The following is an 18,406-nucleotide window of genomic DNA, read 5'->3' as shown; positions in this document are numbered from 1 at the left end:
GTAGAGAGGCCAGCCGTGATGGGCGAGCCGTCCCCGCACCCCGACCGCTCGCACATCACGGGCCCCCTTGCCACGCTCGCCCGATGGGCCGCCCGCCGCAACCGGTTCGTCCTCGCCGCCGCCGCACTCTTCGTCGTACTCACGGGCCTGCTGTCCGCAGGAGTCTCCGCACACCTGCGCAGCGGCGGCTGGTTTGCCGAGAACACCCCGGCGGAGCAAGTGCGCAACCGGTTGGCACAGTCCCCACACGGGGGTATGCCACCCCTCTTGCTCATCGCCCGTACCACCGGGTCCGTCGACGAGCCGGCCGCGCGCACCTCCGGTGCCGGCCTCGCGGAGGACCTGCGCCGCGTACCCGGTGTCACCGCCGTCGACTCCTACTGGACAGGCCCTGTCGGCGCGACCGCCCACGCTGCGGCACCCCCGCCCCCGCCCGATCCACTGCTACGTGCCGCTGACGGCCACGCCGCCCTCGTCGCCGTCTGGCTCGACGCAGGCGAGCGTGGCCGGCACGACGCCACCGAACACGTCCTGGCCGCTGCCGCCACCCCGCACGGACCGCTGGAAATGCGGGCGGCCGGCGAGGGCGCCGTCACCCGTGCGTTCCAGCTGCACAGCGAGGAGGACTTGCTGCGCACGGAACTTCTGGCCATGCCCGTGACCCTCGTCGTGCTCCTCCTGGTGTTCGGCAGCATCCCCGCAGCTCTCCTTCCCCTCGCCGTCGGCGCCGTCGCCATCACCGGCACCACCGCGATCCTGCGTGCCCTCGCCGCCGTCACCCCCGTCTCCACCTTCGCCCTCAGCCTCACCACAGCCGTCGGCCTCGCCCTGGCCGTCGACTACAGCCTCTTCCTCATCGCCCGCTACCGGGAGGAGACCGCCGACGGTCGCCCGCACCCCGAGGCGGTGGTCCAAGCCGTCAGCGCCTCGGGACGTACCATCGTCACCTCCGCCGGTGTCGTGGCCGCCTCGCTGCTGGGACTCCTCCTGCTGCCGCTGCCCCTGATGCACTCCCTGGCGATGGCCGGCATCAGCGTCGTCCTGCTGGCCGCCGCGGCGTCCCTCTTGATCGTGCCGGCGGCCCTGGCCTGCCTCGGCGAACGCCTGGCCGGCCGTGACGTCCTCGCCCGCCGTCGGCAGGCCGCCCGAGCCGCGGCCCGCTGGCACACCCTGGCCACCGCCGTCATGCGTCGCCCCTTCGCCGTCCTCACGCTCACCGGCGCCCTGCTTCTCGTGCTCGCGCTGCCGTTCCGTGACGTGACCTTCGACCTGAGCGACGAACGGGCTCTGCCCGCCGGCTCACCCGTCGTCACCGCCACGAAAGACCTGCGTTCCGGGTTCCCGCAGGTGGGAAGCGAAATCGACGTCATCCTGCCCAGCTGGCGTCCTGCGGACCCGGCCGCCGCTCACCGCCTCGACGCCTACGCCCGCCGCCTCTCCCAGCTCCCGGGTGTTCAGGGACTGCGCACCGCGACCGGCACCTACCTGAACGGCGAGCCCCTCGGCGCCGGTTGCGATCCCACCGCAGCCGATGCGACCGCGAAGCAACCGTGCGCCGCGGTACGGCGGTTCACCCTACGGTCCGGCACCTGGCTGGCCATCAGCTCCAGCCCCCGGCCCTACAGTGCCGCCGCCGCCGACCTCCTGCGCACCATCCGCGCCCAGCCGGCCCCGGCACCCGCCCTCACCGGCGGAGCCACGGCGGACTTCCTCGACACCCGCGCCGCGGCCCTCCAGCGGCTGCCCGCGGCCCTGATCGTCGTGGTCCTCGCGACCCTGGCCCTGCTGTTCGTCTTCACCCGCAGCCTCTTCCTACCGCTCAAGGCCTCGCTGATCAATCTGCTCAGTCTCACGGCGACCTTCGGTGCGATGGTCCACATCTTCCAGCAGGGCCACTTGCGCTACCTCGTCGGCGACTTCACCGTCACCGGTACCACCGACCTCATGCTGCCTTTCGTCGCGTTCTTTCTCGCTTTCGGCCTGTCCATGGACTACGAGATCCTGCTCCTGGCCCGTATCAACGAGGCGTACGACCGTACCCGTGAGACCACCCGGGCGACGGCCGAGGGGCTACAGGCCGCCGCGCCACTGTTCACCGCCTCGGCCGCCGTGGTTCTCGTGGTTCTGCTGGCGCTCGCGGTGACGGACGTCGTCCAAATGAAGATCATCGCTGTCACTGTGGCCCTGTCCGTCCTCCTGGACACGGTGGTGATCCGCCCCCTGATGGTGCCGGCCGTCATGAAGCTGGCGGGGCGGGCCAACTGGTGGCTGCCGGCCTCCCTGCGACGTCTCCTTCGACTGCTGCACCCGGCCACCGAGCCGTCTCGGCACCAAACCGGCGGCAACACCGTCCCCAAGCCCAAACCCGAAACCGAGGCCCCCGTCCCCACATGACCAGACGCGAACAACCAGGCACGGGGATCAGGGTGCTAGCCGGGGAGCGCCGTGGACTGTGCGGTGCTGGCTCGGTGTCGTTCCGTAGTGGTCGAGAAACACCTGCCTCATCGTCTCGGCGGAGCTGAATCCGCAGCGCCTCGCGATCGACGCCAGCGGCAGTGCTGTGGAGATGAGGAGTTGTGAGGCCGCCTCGGCGCGGGCGGCCCGTACGAACTGGGCCGGTGTCTGTCCGAGCTGGTCGAGGAACAACCGGGAGAGGTGACGTCCGCTGACCCCCGCGTACTGGGCGAGCGCGGTGGTGGCGAGGTCGCCGTCGAGGTGTCCGGTGATGTATTCGACGGCCTGCCGCACGGTCCGGTGCTCCGGGGCCGGCGCGTCGACGAACATGCTGATCTGGGCCTGATTGCCGGGCCGTTGGAGGTAGGTCACCATCATCCGCGCCAGCGTCCGGGCGAGGGCGGGGCCGTGGTCCTCCTCGACGAACGCGAGGGTGAGGTCGAGCGCTCCGGTAACCCCGGCCGATGTGCAGACGTGTTCGTCGCGGATGACCAGCGGAGCGGCGTCGACGTCGACGGCCGGGTGGCGCTGCGCGAGGTTGCGGGCGTACGCCCAGTGGGTCGTGGCGCGCCTGCCGTCGAGGAGTCCGGTCGCCGCCAGCACACTGGCGCCCGTGCACACCGACGCGACCCGGCCGCCGATACCGGCCAGGCGGCGCACGTGCTCGACCAGGAGGGTGTTCTGCGCCGCCGTGGCATGGCCCGGCCCGCCGACGACCATCAGTGTGCCGACGGGGCCGCGCGTACGCTCCAGCGCCGCCTGCGCGGCCAGGACCAGTCCTGATGAGCAGCGCACCGGGCGGCCCTGCGGAGTGACCAGGCGGACGTCGTAGGACGGACTCGCACCAAGGCGGTTCGCGCCGTCGAGGGCGCTGGTCACGCAGGCGATCTCCACCAGTTCCGCATCGTCGTAAGCCACGACCACCACGCGGTGGGGGACAGCTGCCGTCATGCCGACGACACTACCGGGTCCGTCCACAGGACAGGCATCCCAGGATTTCGGACAGGACGTCCGAAGGTCGCCATCCGCAGTGCAGGCGGTGGGTGAAGGTGGTCAGGGCAACGGCCCGCTGCCGGGCCGTGGGCCACCCACCGACCTGAAGGAGTCCCGTCATGACAGAAACCCCGCCCGAGCCGTCCGCGGAGCCGGTGAAGACCATCGCCTTCGTCCTGTACCCGGGGCTCACTCCACTCGACATCGTCGGTCCGCTGCAGGTCCTAGCGGCGCTGGGTGATCTCGTTCCCGGCTACCGCACGATCGTGGTCGGCGAGCGCATCGAGCCGATGACGAGCGACATACCGCTGTCCCTGGTGCCCAGTCACACCTTCGAGGAGATGGCCGACCCGTACGCAGTGATCGTGCCCGGTGGTCTCGTCCCCACTCTGGCCGCGATGGCCGACGAGAACCTGCTGCGGAACCTGCGCGAGACCGCGGAGCGGTCCCAGGTCGTCGGCTCGGTGTGCACCGGCTCCCTGCTGCTCGGGGCGGCGGGTCTCCTGGAGGGCCGGCGGGCCACCACGCACTGGATGTACCGCGACCTGCTCCCGCGCTTCGGGGCCACGCCGGTCACCCAACGCTGGGTGGAGGACGGGCACGTCATCACCGCCGCCGGGGTCTCGGCCGGCATCGACATGGCACTGCACCTCGTCGGCCGCCTCGCCGGCCCCGACGTCGCACTCATGGTGCAGCTCTTCATCGAGTACGACCCCGAACCGCCCTTCGGCCCGATCGACTGGACGGCCGCCGACAGTGGCCAGTACACGCCCTTCGCCCAGCAACTGCTGCACACCGCCCTGGCCGACCACCCGTCCCTTCTGACGCGACTGACGGCCTGAGCCCGACCCATCACCTCCTCCACCGGCCCCCCACCGCCGACCGTCAGTGGTGAGGAGCGCTTTTTCAGCAGGCTGTAGCCGAGTACCTGCAATGGGTCATCGGCGGTTCCATAAGCGCGCCTTGGGCTTACCTAAACGGATTCCCCAAGAATGTGATCTTGGGTGAGAGTATCGACACGCTGTGCAATTGCACACAAGTGGAGCTACTCATTCCATGATAACGATCTTCCTAAGTAATGCCCCTCGGGTTTGCCGGCCATTGGAATAGACCTTTGGTTCCTGGGTACTCAAATCCCTTACGAAGAAGGGGACTTGGGGTCCTGCCGACTATTCCCGCACATTGATCCGCAGGGCCCGTTCCCATTCCCCGCACAAAGCGGCCCTGTCAGTCCGTGCATCCGTTCTGGCACACTTCCGGCCAACCACAACTCCCCCACAGAAATGAGGTGTGGCCTTGTCCGGTCGCAGAAGACAGGTTCAGCAACGGCGGCGAAGACGCGGCATTCTCGTCGCAGCGGTGGCCGTCACGGCGGGTGCGCTCGTCGGTACAGCGGCGCTCGGTGGCGTCTTCGACCACCACTCGTCCCGACCTGAGATCAGCGCGGCGGGGGCCGCCGTGGACGGTCCCGCTCCGGCGCCCGCGCACGACAAGACCCCGGAACCGGTGGCCCGAATACCCAAGGAGGACCGCAAGCGAGGCCTGGTCTACAAGGGCCTGAGTTCCGCGCCCAAGGGTGACCGGTGCGCAGGCGTCCTGCGCACCCCCGACGGCCGGTGCACGCACGGTCCCGACAAGCCGCCCAAGGGGGTGGACATCTCCAAGGACACGCCACCCGCCGTGAAGACACAGGGTGCGGCCGTAACGCCCAGCCGCCCCACCACCCAGAAACCTTCCACGGAACAGCCGTCCTCCGGCACGACGGCCGCTGTGGACGCCCGCCAGACGGGCACCGCCGCCAAGACACCGCCCGCCGCCCCCGCCCGGGGCACCGGAACCGGGAAGGCCGCGTCGGGTGGTCAAGCGGTGCAGTGCGACGGTGACGGGAGCACGGGCAACCGGGTACAGGTGGTGTACGCGCACGGTCCCGGCAACGACCGGTACGGCGAGTACCTGGCGTCGTTCCGCAGGTGGGCCGCCGACGCCGACACCATCTACTTCGCCAGTGCGCAGGAGACCGGGGGCGTACGGCACATCCGGTTCGTGACCGGTGCCGACTGCACGCCGTCCGTGCTCAACGTGGAGGTGCCGAGCTCGGCACTCGCCGAGTTCGGTGCGCTGAACTCCGCACTCGCGCAGAAGGGTTTCGACCGGCGCGACCGCAAGTACATGATTTTCGCGGACGCCAAGGTCTACTGCGGCATCGGCACCTTCAACGGTGACGAGCGCCCCGGCGCCGCCAACCTCAGCAACTTCGGCCCCTCCTACGGCCGCACGGACGCCGGATGCTGGAGCGGTTCCACCGCGGCGCACGAGCTCGGACACAACCTCGGTGCGGTGAACAACAGCGCACCGAACAGCAGCCGTGGCGCGCACTGCACCGACGAGTGGGACATCATGTGCTACTCGGACACGCCGTACTACCCCACCATGCGCAACGTCTGTACCGAGCGGAGCCAGGACGAGCGTCTGGACTGCAACCACGACGACTACTACAACACCAATCCCAGGGCGGGCAGTTACCTCGCCACGCACTGGAACGTCGCGAACAACCAGTTCCTGATGACCGGCGGTGGCACCCGGCCCGACCCGGACCCGAGCCCCACCCCGACCCCGAAGCCGACCCCCACGCCGACCGGCAGCACCGGACCGACGACGGGCCCCGTCCCGGTCCTCGGGCAGCTGACGTCCGACTCGGCCGTGGTCAGCTGGCCGGCGGCGTCCTCCGTGGCCTGGTATCAGCTCCTGCTCAACGGCAACCACCTGGCATGGGTCCAGCCCAACTCGGCGCGGGTCTACAACCTGCGGCCCGACACCGACTACAGGCTCGCCGTCTCGGTCCGCGACCAGGCCGGCCGCGACTCCGGACCCGGCCGCGCGCTGTCGTTCCACACCCCGCCCGTCGGCGGCACCGCTACCAAGCCCGGCACGCGGTATACGCTGACGAACGGTCACACGGGGCTCGCGGCGGAGATCTGGGGTGGCGGGAGCGCGGACGGCACCGTCCTGGTCGGCTCCCAGCCCAACGGGTTCACCCCTCAGCAGTGGTACTTCGATGACGTTGCCGGCGGCGGTACGCGCCTTCGCTCGGCCGTGTCGGGCAAGTGCCTGCAGATCGGCGGTGCCGCGGCCCCCGGCCAGTGGGTCGCCCAGCGGCCCTGCTCCGGCAGTGACGCCCAGCAGTGGCGACTCACGAAGTCGGGAACGGGCCTGCGCCTGACCGCCAAGAACAGCTCACTCGTCCTCGGCGTCGGCAATCGCCCGTACTACGGGGCGTGGCTGCTGGAACTCCAGGACCCGGACACCTCCAAGTACCAGGACTGGGCCCTGAAGCAAGCATCCTGACCCCCCACTGACGGCAGGGGCCGTCCTCATACGGCCCCTGCCACCCCACCCCCCTCACACCGGAGCCACCCCCTCATGCCCGATCGCCGCTTCACGGCAGTGACCGCCGCCCTCACCGGCCTGCTCCTCGTGGGCTCCGCGGCCACGGCACACGCCCACGGCGACACCATCCATCTGGCCGTCACGGGCGTGTCCGCCGGCCACCCCGTCACCAAGGCGACCTGGGAGGACGACGGTCACCCCGTCAGCGAGAAAGTCGCCGGTACCCTCACCGCCACCTCGGCCGACGGCACCAGCGTCGGGCCCTGGCGGTTCGTACCGGTAGCGGGTGAGCCAGGAACGTTCACCACCGCCGAGGCTCTGCCCGCCGGTCACTGGACCATCACGGCACAGACAGCCTTCCCGGCGCTCGGCCGCGGCGAGTCCCAGGCCGAGGTGGCCCCCGCGCCGGTCGCCCCGTCGCCCACCGCGCCGGCGGCGACAACACCTTCGGCGACAACACCTTCCGCGGCAGCACCTCCCGCGGCAGCCCCTCGTACCGAATCCGACGGCGGACCGGGCGTAGGCACCCCGTTGGCCGTCGGCGCCGCCGCCCTGTTCGTCGCCATCGGTGGCCTCGCCCTATTCCGACTGCGACGCCGCCGGAACCGCCTCTCCTGATCAGGACGACCACCTTGATCAAGACAAAGGAACCCCCCATGCACCGATTCCGCAGGACTCCCCGCATACCCGCTCATACGGCGCCCCGCAGGCCGGCCCGCAGAAGGACAGTCGCGTCCACAGTGGCCGCCGCCCTGTCCGCCGGCCTCCTGCTGGCCGCCGCCCCGCAGGCCCAGGCCACCGTCACCGGAACGGTCGTCGGCGGGCAGGGGAACTTCACCACCATCAACCAGCGTTCTCTGCCCACCCTGTCCTCCAACGTCACGGGCAGCTCTCCGGTGGGCGACCACATCCCGATGGTCTGCCGGACCACCGGCGACGTCGTGGAGAACAACACACGCTGGATCTGGTCCGGCGCGTACTACCTCGCCGACGCGTTCATCCGCGAGGACACCGGCAGCCTGCCGGTCTGCGGCTCCTCCCGGCCGGCCAGTTGGACGGTCCTGAACATCGGTATGCAGAAGCAGGTCCAGAACCAGTGGTGTTGGGACGCCTCGGGCCTGACCATCGCCAACTACTGGGGATACACCGGCTACACCCAGTACGACTTCTGCCGACTGGCCGCCCAGAACAGCTGGCTGGACTGCAACAACCAGCCCGCAACGCTCGACGACATGGCCAACGCCCTCAAGAACATGGGCTTCCGCAACAGCGGCAGCGACCTGTACCGCAGCGCGTCCTTCAGTGAGACCCAGAACGAGATCGCGAACGGGCGCCCGTTCGCCGTCCGCATCGGCTGGACCTCCGGCGGCGGCCACATGAACGTCATCTACGGCTACGACAGCACCAGCAACATGGTGGCGGTCGGCGATCCCTGGCCCAGCACCCAGACCTACACCTGGTGGAACTACTCCACCTACGCCGGAAACAACTCCTTCCGGTGGACCCACACGCGCACAGGCATCCACGGCTAGAGGACCCACCATGCACCGTACAACCACACGCGCCGCCATCCTGCTCGCCGCTGCTGCCGCCACCCTGTGCGCGGGCGCTCCCGCGCAAGCCGCCGACCGCCCCACCGCACCCGCCGCGACCGACTACACCGCCGCTCAGCAAGTGCTGCGCTCCGGCCAGGTCCACGACACCGTCTCCCGCTTCCTGACGGCCGCCCAACACCGTACGCCGGCCGCCGGCGCGGAAGGCGGCGCGGACGGCGGCACCGCCGGCAGCCCGCGCGGCCTCGTCCAAGCCCCCACCACTTCCCCCGGCTTCGACCTCAAGAAGCCCGTACCGCTCTACGAACTCGCACCCGAGTTCGTCGCCGGCAAGACCAAGCCGACCGCCGCCTCGGCTCTGCGGCTCTCCTACCTCGTCTCCCGCGTCTCCGCGGCCAACGGCCACCAGGCCGCCGTCCTGCTCTCCCAGAAACAGGGCGGGCATGACTGGCAGCTGGCGGGCATCCGCGACGGTGACGTGGACGTCAGCACCGCCGAGCGCGGCACCGATCAGGCACAGACCTTCATGGAACCTCAGATCCACGCCTGGTACCGGGTGACCGGCAATGACACCGTCGAGCCGCTCAACAAGGAGGCCGGTGTGGCCCTCCAGGGCAAGCCGCACGTCACCCTCAAGGCCTACCAGCAACTCGTCGCCAAGCGCTACAGCGACAAGCTCCCGGGCTCGGCCTACGACCGCAAGGGCCTCGCCGGCGGTTACACCCCCACCGAAGACCAGCCCGCCAACACCACCACGACGGCCGCTGCCGCCGGTACCTCCCGTCCCTGGCTCCCCGCCGCCTCCGGCGCGGTGGCCCTGTCGGCGGCAGGCGGAGGGCTCCTGCACCTGCGCCGCCGACGTCGCTCCTGACGTACCGCGGCGCCGGGACAAGCTCCCGGTCAAGGCGCAGTGGGTGAGGCGCCGGGTTCGTCAGGGTGAGTGCCGCCGCCCTGACGAACCCGGCGTCTGCCATGAGCGGCGCCGGGACGAGCGTGAGTCGGGCCGCGAGCGAAGGGCTCGCGAGAGCGGGGTGTCAGGCGCCAGGGGACCCTTCTCCAGATGTACCCGTCACTGCTCGGTCCGGACGGTGAGGGACTGTTGACGAGCGGTCGGTGGCGTGAACAGTGCCTGGATGGTTTCGGCGGCCGTCTCGCGCAGCCAGGCGTGGGCGAGGTCGTCGCCGTAGCGCTGATGCCACAGCAGGTACAGGGGGACGTCGGGAAACGGGAGGGGCAGCGGCAGCGTGACCAGACCGAGCTGGTTCCGGGCCGCGCGGGTGACCGCGTCCGGAAGGGTGACGACCAGGTCGGTGTCGAGCGCGAGTTGCAGCGCGAAGGCGGCGGTGGGCCCGGCGGCGACGACACGGCGTTCGTGGCCGTGTGTGGTCAGGGCGTCATCGATCGGGTCGTGCAGGCGTCCGCGCCGCGAGACGGTGAGGTGTTCGGCGGAGGTATAGCGCTCAAGGCTCAGCGGGCCTTCGGTGAGCGGGTGGCCCGGGCGTACCGCGACGACCAACCGGTCCTTGCCGACGAGACGGTGGCGGATGTCGGCGAGCGTCGGCTGGCTGGAGCTCGATTCGAGGTCGACCTCGCCCCGGCGCAGATCGGGGGTGTCCGTGCCGGGTTCGGCGGGCAGACGCAGCCGGACGCCGGGGGCCTGACGGTGGACCGCCCTGATCAAAGCGGTACCGCAAGCAGCGGTCAGGGCGTCGTGCCAGCGCACGGTGAACACCCTCTCCAGGCCCGCCAGATCGAGCTCCTGCTGCGCCGACATCAGCCGGTGCGCCTGCTGCACGAGGGCGTGGACCTGTGCGCGCATGGCCAACGCGCGGGTGGTGGGGACCATGCTGCGGCCGGTGCGGACCAGGATCTGGTCACCGGTGGCCTTGCGTATGCGGCCCAGGGAACGGCTCATCGCCGGAGCGGTGACATGGAGGCGGGCTGCGGCACCGGCGACACTGCCCTCTTCCAACAGGGCGTCCAGGGCGGTGAGCAGATTCAGATCCAGTTGCATGAGAGTAACTCTACGAGTAAATAGCATGCACTTGTCGTTAGTTGTCGAGGCGCCTACCTTCGAAGTGCGGGTGCGGGACAAGCCGCCTCGCATCAACCGAACCCAGGGAGCCCGCCATGAGCACAGCCATGCCTTTCGACGCCGACACGACGCTCCTGTCCGATGTGACCGAGGCGGTGAAGACCGCCGGCCGCACGCTGCGCGACCGTTACACCTCGCACAGCCGAGGCATGAGCCTGGACGAGATCGTCGGCGAGATCCACGCCAATGACGACGCGGTACTGGACGTGCTGCGGGAACCGCTGCTGCGGGCCCGGCGAGGATCGCAGTGGGCAGAGGACGAGTTGGCCGGTGGGGCTCTCCCGCTGGGGGAGTGGTGGATCGTCGACCCCGCCGAGGGCAACATCAACCACGTCCACGCCATGGAGGACTGGGCCGTCACCGCCACGTTGGTCCGCGACAACCAGCCGGTACTCACCGTCGTCCATCTGCCGCTGACCGGTGACACCTACACCGCCGTCGCCGGTGGCGGTGCCCGCCTCAACGACCGACCGCTGAAGGTGTCCGCCAAGACCGACCTGGGCGCCGCCCTCATCGGTACCGGCCAGGCCAAACCCGGCGAGGACGAGCGCACCTACCGGCGGATCGGTGACTCCGTCACCGCCATGCTCATCAACGGCCTGGTAGTACGCGTGTCGGTGCCCGCCACGATGCAGCTCATCCACGTCGCCGCCGGTCGCATGGACGCGTTCTGGCAGTTCTCCGATGTCCGCTCCGGCCTGGTCGCCGGTGCCCTGCTGGTCTCCGAGGCCGGAGGCACCGTCACCGACCTTGCGGGCGAACCCTGGAGTACGGGCAGCCGTGACTTCCTGGCCGCCGCCCCCGGCATCCACGGCGCCGCCCTCAAGGTCCTGTCGCCGATCGCCTGACCACGAAGCGGCTCCTCCGCTCCAGCCCGTCCCACCCGACACAGCAAGGACCACAACCTCATGACCACCATCGGCATCCTGGGGGCCGGCCGCGTCGGCGCCAACCTCGCCGGCAAGTTCGCCGCCACCGGACACCACGTCATCCTCGGCCGCCGCAGCCCGACGGAAGAGACCGCGGTGGGGGCCGAAGGCACGGACCCCCGCGTCACCTTCGCCGACCAGCGCACCACCGCCCGCACCGCGGACATCGTGATCAACGCGACGCCCGGCGACACGGCCCTGGACTTTCTGACCGGCCTGCGGAACGAACTCGCCGGCAAGATCCTCGTCGATGTCTCCAACGCCACCCGCGACGCCGCTGACGGCCTGCCCGGCGACCTGTGCTACCCCGGCAGCAGCCTCGCGGAGCAACTGCAGGCGGCCCTTCCCGACACGCATGTGGTCAAGACCCTCAACACCATGCTGTTCATGGTCATGACGGCCCCTGACACCCTGGCCACCCCACCGACCGTCTATGTCTCGGGCAACGACGAACACGCGAAGAAGACCGTCACCGGCCTGCTCGGCGATCTGGGCTGGCGGCCCGCATGGATCGAGGACCTCGGCGACATCACCACAGCCCGCGCCACCGAGGCCATGATCCTCGTGGTCCCCCACATCCTGCGCCGACACGGCTTCCAGCCCTTCGCCGTCTCGCTGGCACGCTGACGGCAGCGGGGTGCCGGATCCTGACCAAGGACAATTGGCGCCAGCACGGTTGATCCCTATTGGGCCGCAAGTGGGCGGCCGGGCACGAGCGTTGGCGACCCGGGCAGGGGTGTCAACCGGATCACACCTCCTGGAGGAGCAGAGCGGGATCAGGCGACGGCAGGGGCTGGTGCCACCAGAGGGCGGTCTTCGGACTCCTTGAGCCCCATCTTGAGGATGGGCGCGAGCCCTCGTGCCTGCACCCCGGCCTGGTTTGGGAGGCAGTGCGGGCATCCGCCGCCGCAGTGGACACCGAGCGCGCCGCAGACCTGATGCGCAGTCTGGACACTGCGGGTCTCATGCCTCCGCTCGAGCACCTCGCACCCGATGCACCGCTGTACCCCGACTGGTGCCAATGGGGTATCCAGCAACTTCTGACAGACATTCAGCGCACACGTGGCACAGATGACACTGATGGCGCTGCATTCAGCACGCCGGACATGAAGGAGGGCGTTGCGTACCTGGAAGGCGCCCGGGAAACCCTGCGAAGGGTATGGCCGGAAGCCGCCCTGGAAATGGACCTGCTGATCCGCGTCATCGTGTACGTACAGGGCGGCGCCTTCCGCTCCGGCACGCTTCGACAGACTTTCGGGGCCATCTACCTCGGCACAGCCAGCGTCGAAGGCACTCCCGCCGCTTTCGAGGCGCTGCTGCACGAAACCGGCCACCATGCCCTCTATCTGCGCAACCACTTCGAGACGTTCTTGACGAACGGTGACGCGATGGTGAGCCACGCTCTGCGTCCCGAACCACGGCCGGTCGCCGGCGCCGTGCACGCTGCACATGTCCTCGCACGCATGACGTACGGGCTCGCCCGCTGGGCGACGGAGCCGTCGGCGCCGCCCGAGGTCTCCGAGCGGCGCGACCATGCATTGCGACGTCTCAAGGAGACGATCGCGGCACTGAAACCGGTCGCCGAGTGGACGGAGAGGGGTCGGTTGTACTTCGACGACCTCCTCAAGTGGGAGCAGGAACTGGCAAATACCACTGCTGATGGTCCGTCAGTTGAAGCGGCTCGTCACTGATCCGGCCGGATGACGGCGGCAGCCGCCCCGGTCCAGCCACCTGACGAGGTGACCGGGCCGGGGTCGTTGCGGACCACGCACGGGATCTCGAGACCCCGAGCAGCCCGTGGCGGGCTCATGCCGCCTGATCGATGAATTCGCGAAGGACAACCTGCACGGGAGACTGCGGGGGTGCGCGCCGAAAACGAGACGCAGATCGACGAGGAAGCCGTGCGGCGCCCCCTCCTAAGGGGCTGGAGTCGGCACGGTCGACGGCTTCCAATCTCGTCTGAGCAGCCCGAACACCCACGAGTCGGATACCTCGCCGTTCACGATGCAGTCTTCGCGCAAGGTCCCTTCCCGTACGAAGCCGATCTTCTCGAGAACTCGGGCGGATGCCACGTTGCGCGTATCTGTCTCGGCTTGAACTCGGTTGAGGTCCAGCGTGTCGAATGCCCACTGAAGCAAGGCATGCGCGGCTTCCGTCGCGTAGCCGTGGCCCCACATCGCGTCGTCGAGGACGTAGCCCAACGACGCACTTCGGTTGTCCGGGTCCCATCGGGTCAGACCGCACCAGCCGACGAAGGCGCCGTCGGAAGCACGATCGATGGCCACCCGCGCCCCAGTACCTTCGTCCGCCATCTTTCCGCACATCGCGATGAACCGCTCAGCGCGAGCCCGTTCGTTCCACGGCGGGGAGTCCCAGTACCGCATCACATGGGTGCTGCTGTGCAACGCGAAGAGGAGGTCGGCGTCGGCGTCGGAGAAGGGGCGCAGTCGCAGGCGAGCGGTGGCCAAGGTAGGAGTGGGCAGAGTCATGCGCACCATCTTGCTCCCGCATGAGGTGGGCAGAACACCGAATATCCGACCCCGGGAAGGTCTGGGCCCACACCGAACAAGTCCACCGGCAGAAGCGGACCTGACACCCACACAGAACCTGACGTGCTCGCTTCGTCTTGTGGCAAGATCGCGGGATGCTACGACTAACTGACTTCATCATCGATTGCCCGGACACGATGAAGCTGGCAGCCTTCTACTCCGAGGTGACGGGGGTACCGGTCAAGGAGGGTAGTAACGAGCACTGGGCCGGTATCCGGTTCGGTGAGATCGAACTGGCCTTCATCCAGGTGGAGGACTACCGCGCCCCGCGGTGGCCGGACGCCGAGCACCCCAAGCAGTTCCACCTCGACTTCGAGGTCGACGACATCGAGGCCGAAGAGCGCCGCGTTCTGGCTCTCGGCGCGACCCTCCAGCGGGACTGCGTCGGCCCCAACGGCTACGGCTTCCGCATCTACGTAGACCCCATCGGCCACCCCTTCTGCCTCTGCCGCAACAAAGGTGTCATCTGGACCGATGAGGGCCCCGTCTGGCCCGAGCGCGACTAGGGCGAGTTCTCAATGAGCTGAGCGGCGGGGTGTCCTGATCGCAAGGACACCCCCACGCGCGCGGGGCGAACAGCTCCCGGTCCATGGCTGACGTGAGACGCAGTGCCTGGAGGAATCCGGGCTGGTCAGCGGCGGTGGCGGGGGAGTGCGCGGGTGGTGAGCGCCTGGAGGAGGATGAGGAGCGCCCTGCCCAGTGGGGGTCTGGGAGCGCTGCGCAGCAGTTTCGGTCCGTGCGTTTCCGCAGCGGCCAGGCGGGCCGACTGGAGTCGCACCAGTGCGCGCAGGAACGGTTGGTGGCGGGTGTCGGTGTGGTGTTCCAACTGCGCGGCGGCCACAAGGTCCCGCCGGATGAGTGAGGCCTGGTGACTGATCAGGGCCTGGACCACTGAGGGTTCGGGCTGCTCGGTCAGCGCGTCACGGGTCAGACCGTGGTCAATGAGTGCCTCTTCCGGGATGCCGAGGCGGCCCGAGCTCAGGTCTTCAGCGAGATCTTCGAGGAAATCGAGCCGCTGCCCGGCGAGGATGAATGCGTGGCAGGCTGCTTCGAAGGCTTTCGGTTCGCGCGAGGGAGTGAGCAGCGAAGCGATGATCATGAAGGCGGGCAGTGCGTACGTGTCGACGTAGTCCCGGAAGTCGGCTTCCGTGGTGAAGCCCGTCCAGCGGGTTTCGAGCTCGCCGCCTTCGAGGTAGGCGTCGACGTATCGCCGTAGGCGGGGGTGGGCCCTGGCGGTGTGGCGCAGGGCCGCCAGCACCGGATCCAGGTGAGATGGGTTGTCAGTCAGGGCCGCTCGCGTCTGCGTGCTCCAGTCGGCCAGGGCCGAGAGGCGCTGGTCCATCGGGCCTTCGTCGATGAGTGTGTCGCTGTGATGCATGAACGCGGTCGCGGCGATCACATGGGGGATCAGCGGCGAGGGAAGCAGGAGCCGTACGGCGGTGTATTCGGCGCGGGCGTAACGGGCGACGAGCCGGCGTTGAAGGGTGTATGCATCGCGCAGGACAGGGCTGGTGATGCCTGCGCGGTCCAGAACGTGCGGCCACGTCGTCACTGTAGTGGGCTCCTTGCGGGCGGGCATGCGTCGGGTCGGAAGTCAACGAGGTGCCCGAGTGAGTGCAGGCCTGTTGACGCGCAAGGGACCCTACATGTGGTGGCTTGCACGCTACGGGCACGCGCGTGCGGCTTGGCGAGTTTGGGTGCCCCGCGACGGCGGTGACTGCTGGCGTTGTGCGTGCTTCAGGGTGAGTGAGGGGCGGGGTTTGGCGTCGCCCGCGACGAGGTTCCACAAACGCCGCAGCCTCTTCCCGCCTGCCTCTACCCCTCTCCCCTGCGGCGCCGGTAGTGGTGCACGGTCACCGCGCCCAGCAGCGGCCCCCACGCGGCCACGGGCAGATAGCAGGCAGACAGAAGCCAGTTGCCCCACGGCGTGATGTCCATCTCAGCGTGCAGGGTCGTCCAGACGAGCAGTACGCCGTAGATGCCGCAGGCCAAACTGCCGAATGCCGCCGGGATGACCGCAGCGAGTACGGGGACAGGACGGCCCGCGAGATACGGCACCCAACGCGGCCACGTTTCCCCCCACGGCCGTACCAGCCCGAGTGTCAACCAGGCCAGACCTTCTTGGGCCAGCGACAGTAGAGGCAGGACCAGCAGGCCCCATCCGGGCAGGAGCATCGCGTCGTACTCGGACTGTCCGAGTCCAAGCGGAACACCCAGTACGACGGACAGGCGCCACAAGGCCGATGGCAGGGACATCCAGACGACCGCAGCCGCCGCGCGCCGCGCCCAGACCGGGACACCCGGGGCCGTTCGATCCGATGCGCGGTCGGGTCTGTGCTTGGCTTCGGTCGGCGCGTCGTCGGAGAGAAGAACAGTGGCGGCCATGCGGCACGCTCCTTGGTCAGCGTTGTCGTTCGGTGCCCTTGATCCTTTCGTGGTGCGCCGCCGCGCGCGTCGGACCACGGCATGAACGCCATCGGCCACACGGCGTAGCCGCATCGGTGCCCTGTCAGCCCCGAGGCGTACGCGCCGGAGTTCGCCCCGGTCCGGCGGGCGTGTCGCGCCAACTCGCGGGAGGGGGGCGTTCGTTCACGAACGCTGCCTGCCGGCTTCTCGCACTGTCGGCTTCGGCTTCTCGTCGGCACCCGCTCCCCGCAGCAGTTCCAGGCCGAGCGGCGTGCAGGAGTGCCAAACGGTCTTGCCCTCGCGCTGGGTGACGATGAGACGGGCGTCGCGGAGGGCCTTGGTGTGTTCGGAGGCGGAGGACTTGCTGATGCCCAGGTCCTTGGCTATGTCCGAGGTGCTGTGCTCACGCGGGAGCAGATCCAGGATCGCCGCCCGCGTCCGGCCCAGCAGTACGCCCAGCGGATCGGCGGGTGCCGCTCCCAGGAGCGGAAGCGGGGTGACCGCCGGGTAGATCAGGATGCTGGGCGCGTCCTCGTGCAGGGCCACCAGCGGCCTGGACCACAGGACGGACGGCAGCAGCACCACTCCGTGACCCGACAGGACGGCGTCGATGTGTTCGGGCCGGGGGAAGAGCAGGGTCGTCCCCTCCCACCGGCCCCCGGCCGCGAGTCCGGCCAGTGTGGTCCGGATTCCGTCCCTGGCCAGCAGCCTTGTGCGCCAGGCACGTTCGGCCTGGAAGGCGGCCTCGATACGACTCCAGGGCTCGTCGATCAGCGCCGAGTGGGCCGCGCGCATGGCGTGTTCGAGGGTCTGCCAGGCCTTCCGGTCCCGGGCGGCGAGATCCTTGATCCACGGGGTGACCGGCCGGTGCGTCGGACACAAACGGCCGAGTTCCCCCCGTACGCGGGTGACGGGCGTCGCCAGGACCAGGTCGAGCCCGTCTTCGAGTCCTTTGCTGAGCGGATCGAGGAACATCGGTCCGCGCGCTGTCGGAGGCACGAGTCCGAGCAGGGCTTTCGCCTCCCGGGGCAAGGCCTCCCGTGTCCTTCGCTGCCAGCGCGAGAACTCCGGCACCATCGCTCGCTGGAGCATCGCCATGGCCAGGCCCAGTTCCATCAGCGGTGCGGGCTCGTCCGCGAACGTTACCCGTAACAGGTCTTCGGCGGTGAAACGCAGGCGCAGCACACGTCCTCCCCTGTCGGCCACGCAGACCGCAGCCCGGTCAACACGCGCCCCTCCCGCGACGGTTCGGTCACAGCCGAAACCATCGCGATGCCGGGTGCCCGGCGCCGAGCATGGAGCGCACGAACACGACCGATGGTCTCGGTGGTCCCGGTACGGCGAAAGGGCGTACCCGGCCACATCACGGCACGACAGACAAACCGGTCCACCGGTCACCACCTGCCGTCTCCAAGGAGGACACACGTGAAGAAGAAGCTGGCTGTCTGCGTAGGCGCCATGGTGCTGGGTCTGGGTACCGTCCCGCTGGCCCAGGCCTCCGCGCACACCGCCAAGGCACCGGGGAGCGAGTCGGGGACGCAGGCTTCCTGCCCCTCCGGATACGCCTGCTTCTGGCCTGGTCAGAACTTCTCCGGCCAGCCGGGAAAGGTGGCGGGCGACAACCCCAACTTCGCGGCGTTGCCCAACTCGGCCCACTCCTGCGGCACCGGCTGGGAGGACTGCATCAGTTCGATCCGCAACAGCGGCACGCAGTGCACGGTCTACTTCTACTCGCTCCGCAACTACAGCAAGGCGGGCAGGTGGCACAGCCTGTCCCGTGGCGACGAGGTCGGCAACTTCGGCACGGTCTACCATGACGCCGCCTTCGACAACACCATCAGCTCGAACAAGTGGTGTTCCTCGTAGTGCACCGGTCGGCCAGGGGCATGCGTTGGGCGATGTCGTGCCTGATGCTCCTCACCGTGTCGGGCGGGTGCGCGGGGGGGCCGCCCGCCAGCCGATCCGGCACCACCCCTCCCCCAAAGCACCCCCACCAACCGCTCCGCCGCACGGCGATCTACCTCCCCCCACCCCCCTGGA

The 18,406-nt window shown here is 69.3% G+C and carries 17 protein-coding genes; 11 read left to right on the top strand and 6 right to left on the bottom strand.

Annotated elements, in window-relative coordinates; genetic code table 11:
* Nucleotides 1-18: 18 nt before the first annotated feature.
* Entirely contained in the window at nucleotides 19-2,394 is a 2,376-nt protein-coding gene (locus tag ACZ5ID_RS17105; protein WP_468898166.1) for an MMPL family transporter, read from the top strand.
* A 27-nt stretch (nucleotides 2,395-2,421) separates the two neighbouring features.
* Here the strand turns inward: ACZ5ID_RS17105 and ACZ5ID_RS17100 are convergent, their stop codons facing one another.
* On the bottom strand, nucleotides 2,422-3,405 hold the full coding sequence (locus tag ACZ5ID_RS17100; protein WP_468898164.1) for a GlxA family transcriptional regulator: 984 nt from the start codon (nucleotides 3,403-3,405) through the stop codon (nucleotides 2,422-2,424).
* A 161-nt stretch (nucleotides 3,406-3,566) separates the two neighbouring features.
* On the opposite strand from ACZ5ID_RS17100, the gene ACZ5ID_RS17095 reads away from it, so the two are divergent.
* The 5 genes from ACZ5ID_RS17095 (at nucleotide 3,567) to ACZ5ID_RS17075 (ending at nucleotide 9,258) form a co-directional block, all read left to right on the top strand.
* Nucleotides 3,567-4,289 carry a DJ-1/PfpI family protein gene (locus ACZ5ID_RS17095; RefSeq protein WP_468898162.1) on the top strand — a complete coding sequence of 241 codons (723 nt, stop codon included), beginning with the start codon at nucleotides 3,567-3,569 and terminating at the stop codon, nucleotides 4,287-4,289.
* Nucleotides 4,290-4,806: 517 nt separating this feature from the next.
* Nucleotides 4,807-6,792 (top strand): RICIN domain-containing protein, encoded by a 1,986-nt coding sequence (locus ACZ5ID_RS17090; protein WP_468898160.1) that lies wholly within the window; start codon nucleotides 4,807-4,809, stop codon nucleotides 6,790-6,792.
* Nucleotides 6,793-6,867: 75 nt separating this feature from the next.
* The gene (locus ACZ5ID_RS17085) at nucleotides 6,868-7,452 is read left to right on the top strand and encodes a hypothetical protein (protein ID WP_468898158.1); all 585 of its coding nucleotides are present in this window, start codon (nucleotides 6,868-6,870) and stop codon (nucleotides 7,450-7,452) included.
* 122 nt (nucleotides 7,453-7,574) lie between these two features.
* Nucleotides 7,575-8,366, top strand: coding sequence for a papain-like cysteine protease family protein (locus tag ACZ5ID_RS17080; protein WP_468898156.1), 792 nt, complete (start codon nucleotides 7,575-7,577; stop codon nucleotides 8,364-8,366).
* Nucleotides 8,367-8,376: 10 nt separating this feature from the next.
* Nucleotides 8,377-9,258: a hypothetical protein gene (locus ACZ5ID_RS17075; protein WP_468898154.1), complete on the top strand. Its 882-nt coding sequence runs from the start codon at nucleotides 8,377-8,379 to the stop codon at nucleotides 9,256-9,258.
* 198 nt (nucleotides 9,259-9,456) lie between these two features.
* Here the strand turns inward: ACZ5ID_RS17075 and ACZ5ID_RS17070 are convergent, their stop codons facing one another.
* Nucleotides 9,457-10,401 carry a LysR family transcriptional regulator gene (locus ACZ5ID_RS17070; protein ID WP_468898152.1) on the bottom strand — a complete coding sequence of 315 codons (945 nt, stop codon included), beginning with the start codon at nucleotides 10,399-10,401 and terminating at the stop codon, nucleotides 9,457-9,459.
* 116 nt (nucleotides 10,402-10,517) lie between these two features.
* Here ACZ5ID_RS17070 and ACZ5ID_RS17065 point away from each other — a divergent pair, with 116 nt between their 5' ends.
* The 3 genes from ACZ5ID_RS17065 to ACZ5ID_RS17055 all read left to right on the top strand — a co-directional run bounded on the left by ACZ5ID_RS17065 (nucleotide 10,518) and on the right by ACZ5ID_RS17055 (nucleotide 13,102).
* Nucleotides 10,518-11,330 carry an inositol monophosphatase family protein gene (locus ACZ5ID_RS17065; RefSeq protein WP_468898150.1) on the top strand — a complete coding sequence of 271 codons (813 nt, stop codon included), beginning with the start codon at nucleotides 10,518-10,520 and terminating at the stop codon, nucleotides 11,328-11,330.
* 60 nt (nucleotides 11,331-11,390) lie between these two features.
* The gene (locus tag ACZ5ID_RS17060; RefSeq protein ID WP_468898148.1) at nucleotides 11,391-12,038 is read left to right on the top strand and encodes an NADPH-dependent F420 reductase; all 648 of its coding nucleotides are present in this window, start codon (nucleotides 11,391-11,393) and stop codon (nucleotides 12,036-12,038) included.
* Between the two features lie 284 nt (nucleotides 12,039-12,322).
* Complete coding sequence (locus ACZ5ID_RS17055) at nucleotides 12,323-13,102, top strand: aKG-HExxH-type peptide beta-hydroxylase (protein ID WP_468898146.1); 780 nt, start codon at nucleotides 12,323-12,325, stop codon at nucleotides 13,100-13,102.
* A 225-nt stretch (nucleotides 13,103-13,327) separates the two neighbouring features.
* Here the strand turns inward: ACZ5ID_RS17055 and ACZ5ID_RS17050 are convergent, their stop codons facing one another.
* Nucleotides 13,328-13,900 (bottom strand): GNAT family N-acetyltransferase, encoded by a 573-nt coding sequence (locus tag ACZ5ID_RS17050; RefSeq protein ID WP_468898144.1) that lies wholly within the window; start codon nucleotides 13,898-13,900, stop codon nucleotides 13,328-13,330.
* Between the two features lie 155 nt (nucleotides 13,901-14,055).
* Between ACZ5ID_RS17050 and ACZ5ID_RS17045 the strand changes: the two genes are divergently transcribed.
* Complete coding sequence (locus ACZ5ID_RS17045) at nucleotides 14,056-14,466, top strand: VOC family protein (protein ID WP_468898142.1); 411 nt, start codon at nucleotides 14,056-14,058, stop codon at nucleotides 14,464-14,466.
* 125 nt (nucleotides 14,467-14,591) lie between these two features.
* On the opposite strand, the gene ACZ5ID_RS17040 is transcribed toward ACZ5ID_RS17045, so the two are convergent.
* The 3 genes from ACZ5ID_RS17040 to ACZ5ID_RS17030 all read right to left on the bottom strand — a co-directional run bounded on the left by ACZ5ID_RS17040 (nucleotide 14,592) and on the right by ACZ5ID_RS17030 (nucleotide 17,551).
* Nucleotides 14,592-15,512 carry a phytoene/squalene synthase family protein gene (locus ACZ5ID_RS17040; RefSeq protein ID WP_468898139.1) on the bottom strand — a complete coding sequence of 307 codons (921 nt, stop codon included), beginning with the start codon at nucleotides 15,510-15,512 and terminating at the stop codon, nucleotides 14,592-14,594.
* A gap of 263 nt (nucleotides 15,513-15,775) precedes the next feature.
* Nucleotides 15,776-16,345 (bottom strand): hypothetical protein, encoded by a 570-nt coding sequence (locus ACZ5ID_RS17035; protein WP_468898137.1) that lies wholly within the window; start codon nucleotides 16,343-16,345, stop codon nucleotides 15,776-15,778.
* 204 nt (nucleotides 16,346-16,549) lie between these two features.
* The gene (locus ACZ5ID_RS17030; RefSeq protein WP_468898135.1) at nucleotides 16,550-17,551 is read right to left on the bottom strand and encodes an ArsR/SmtB family transcription factor; all 1,002 of its coding nucleotides are present in this window, start codon (nucleotides 17,549-17,551) and stop codon (nucleotides 16,550-16,552) included.
* A 240-nt stretch (nucleotides 17,552-17,791) separates the two neighbouring features.
* On the opposite strand from ACZ5ID_RS17030, the gene ACZ5ID_RS17025 reads away from it, so the two are divergent.
* Complete coding sequence (locus ACZ5ID_RS17025) at nucleotides 17,792-18,232, top strand: peptidase inhibitor family I36 protein (RefSeq protein WP_468898133.1); 441 nt, start codon at nucleotides 17,792-17,794, stop codon at nucleotides 18,230-18,232.
* The last annotated feature ends 174 nt before the right edge of the window (nucleotides 18,233-18,406 follow it).

The sequence above is a fragment of the Streptomyces sp. NPDC031670 genome, assembly GCF_055580545.1.
The sequence above is the reverse complement of the archived record's forward strand: the minus strand, read 5'-3'. Positions and strand labels throughout refer to the sequence as shown.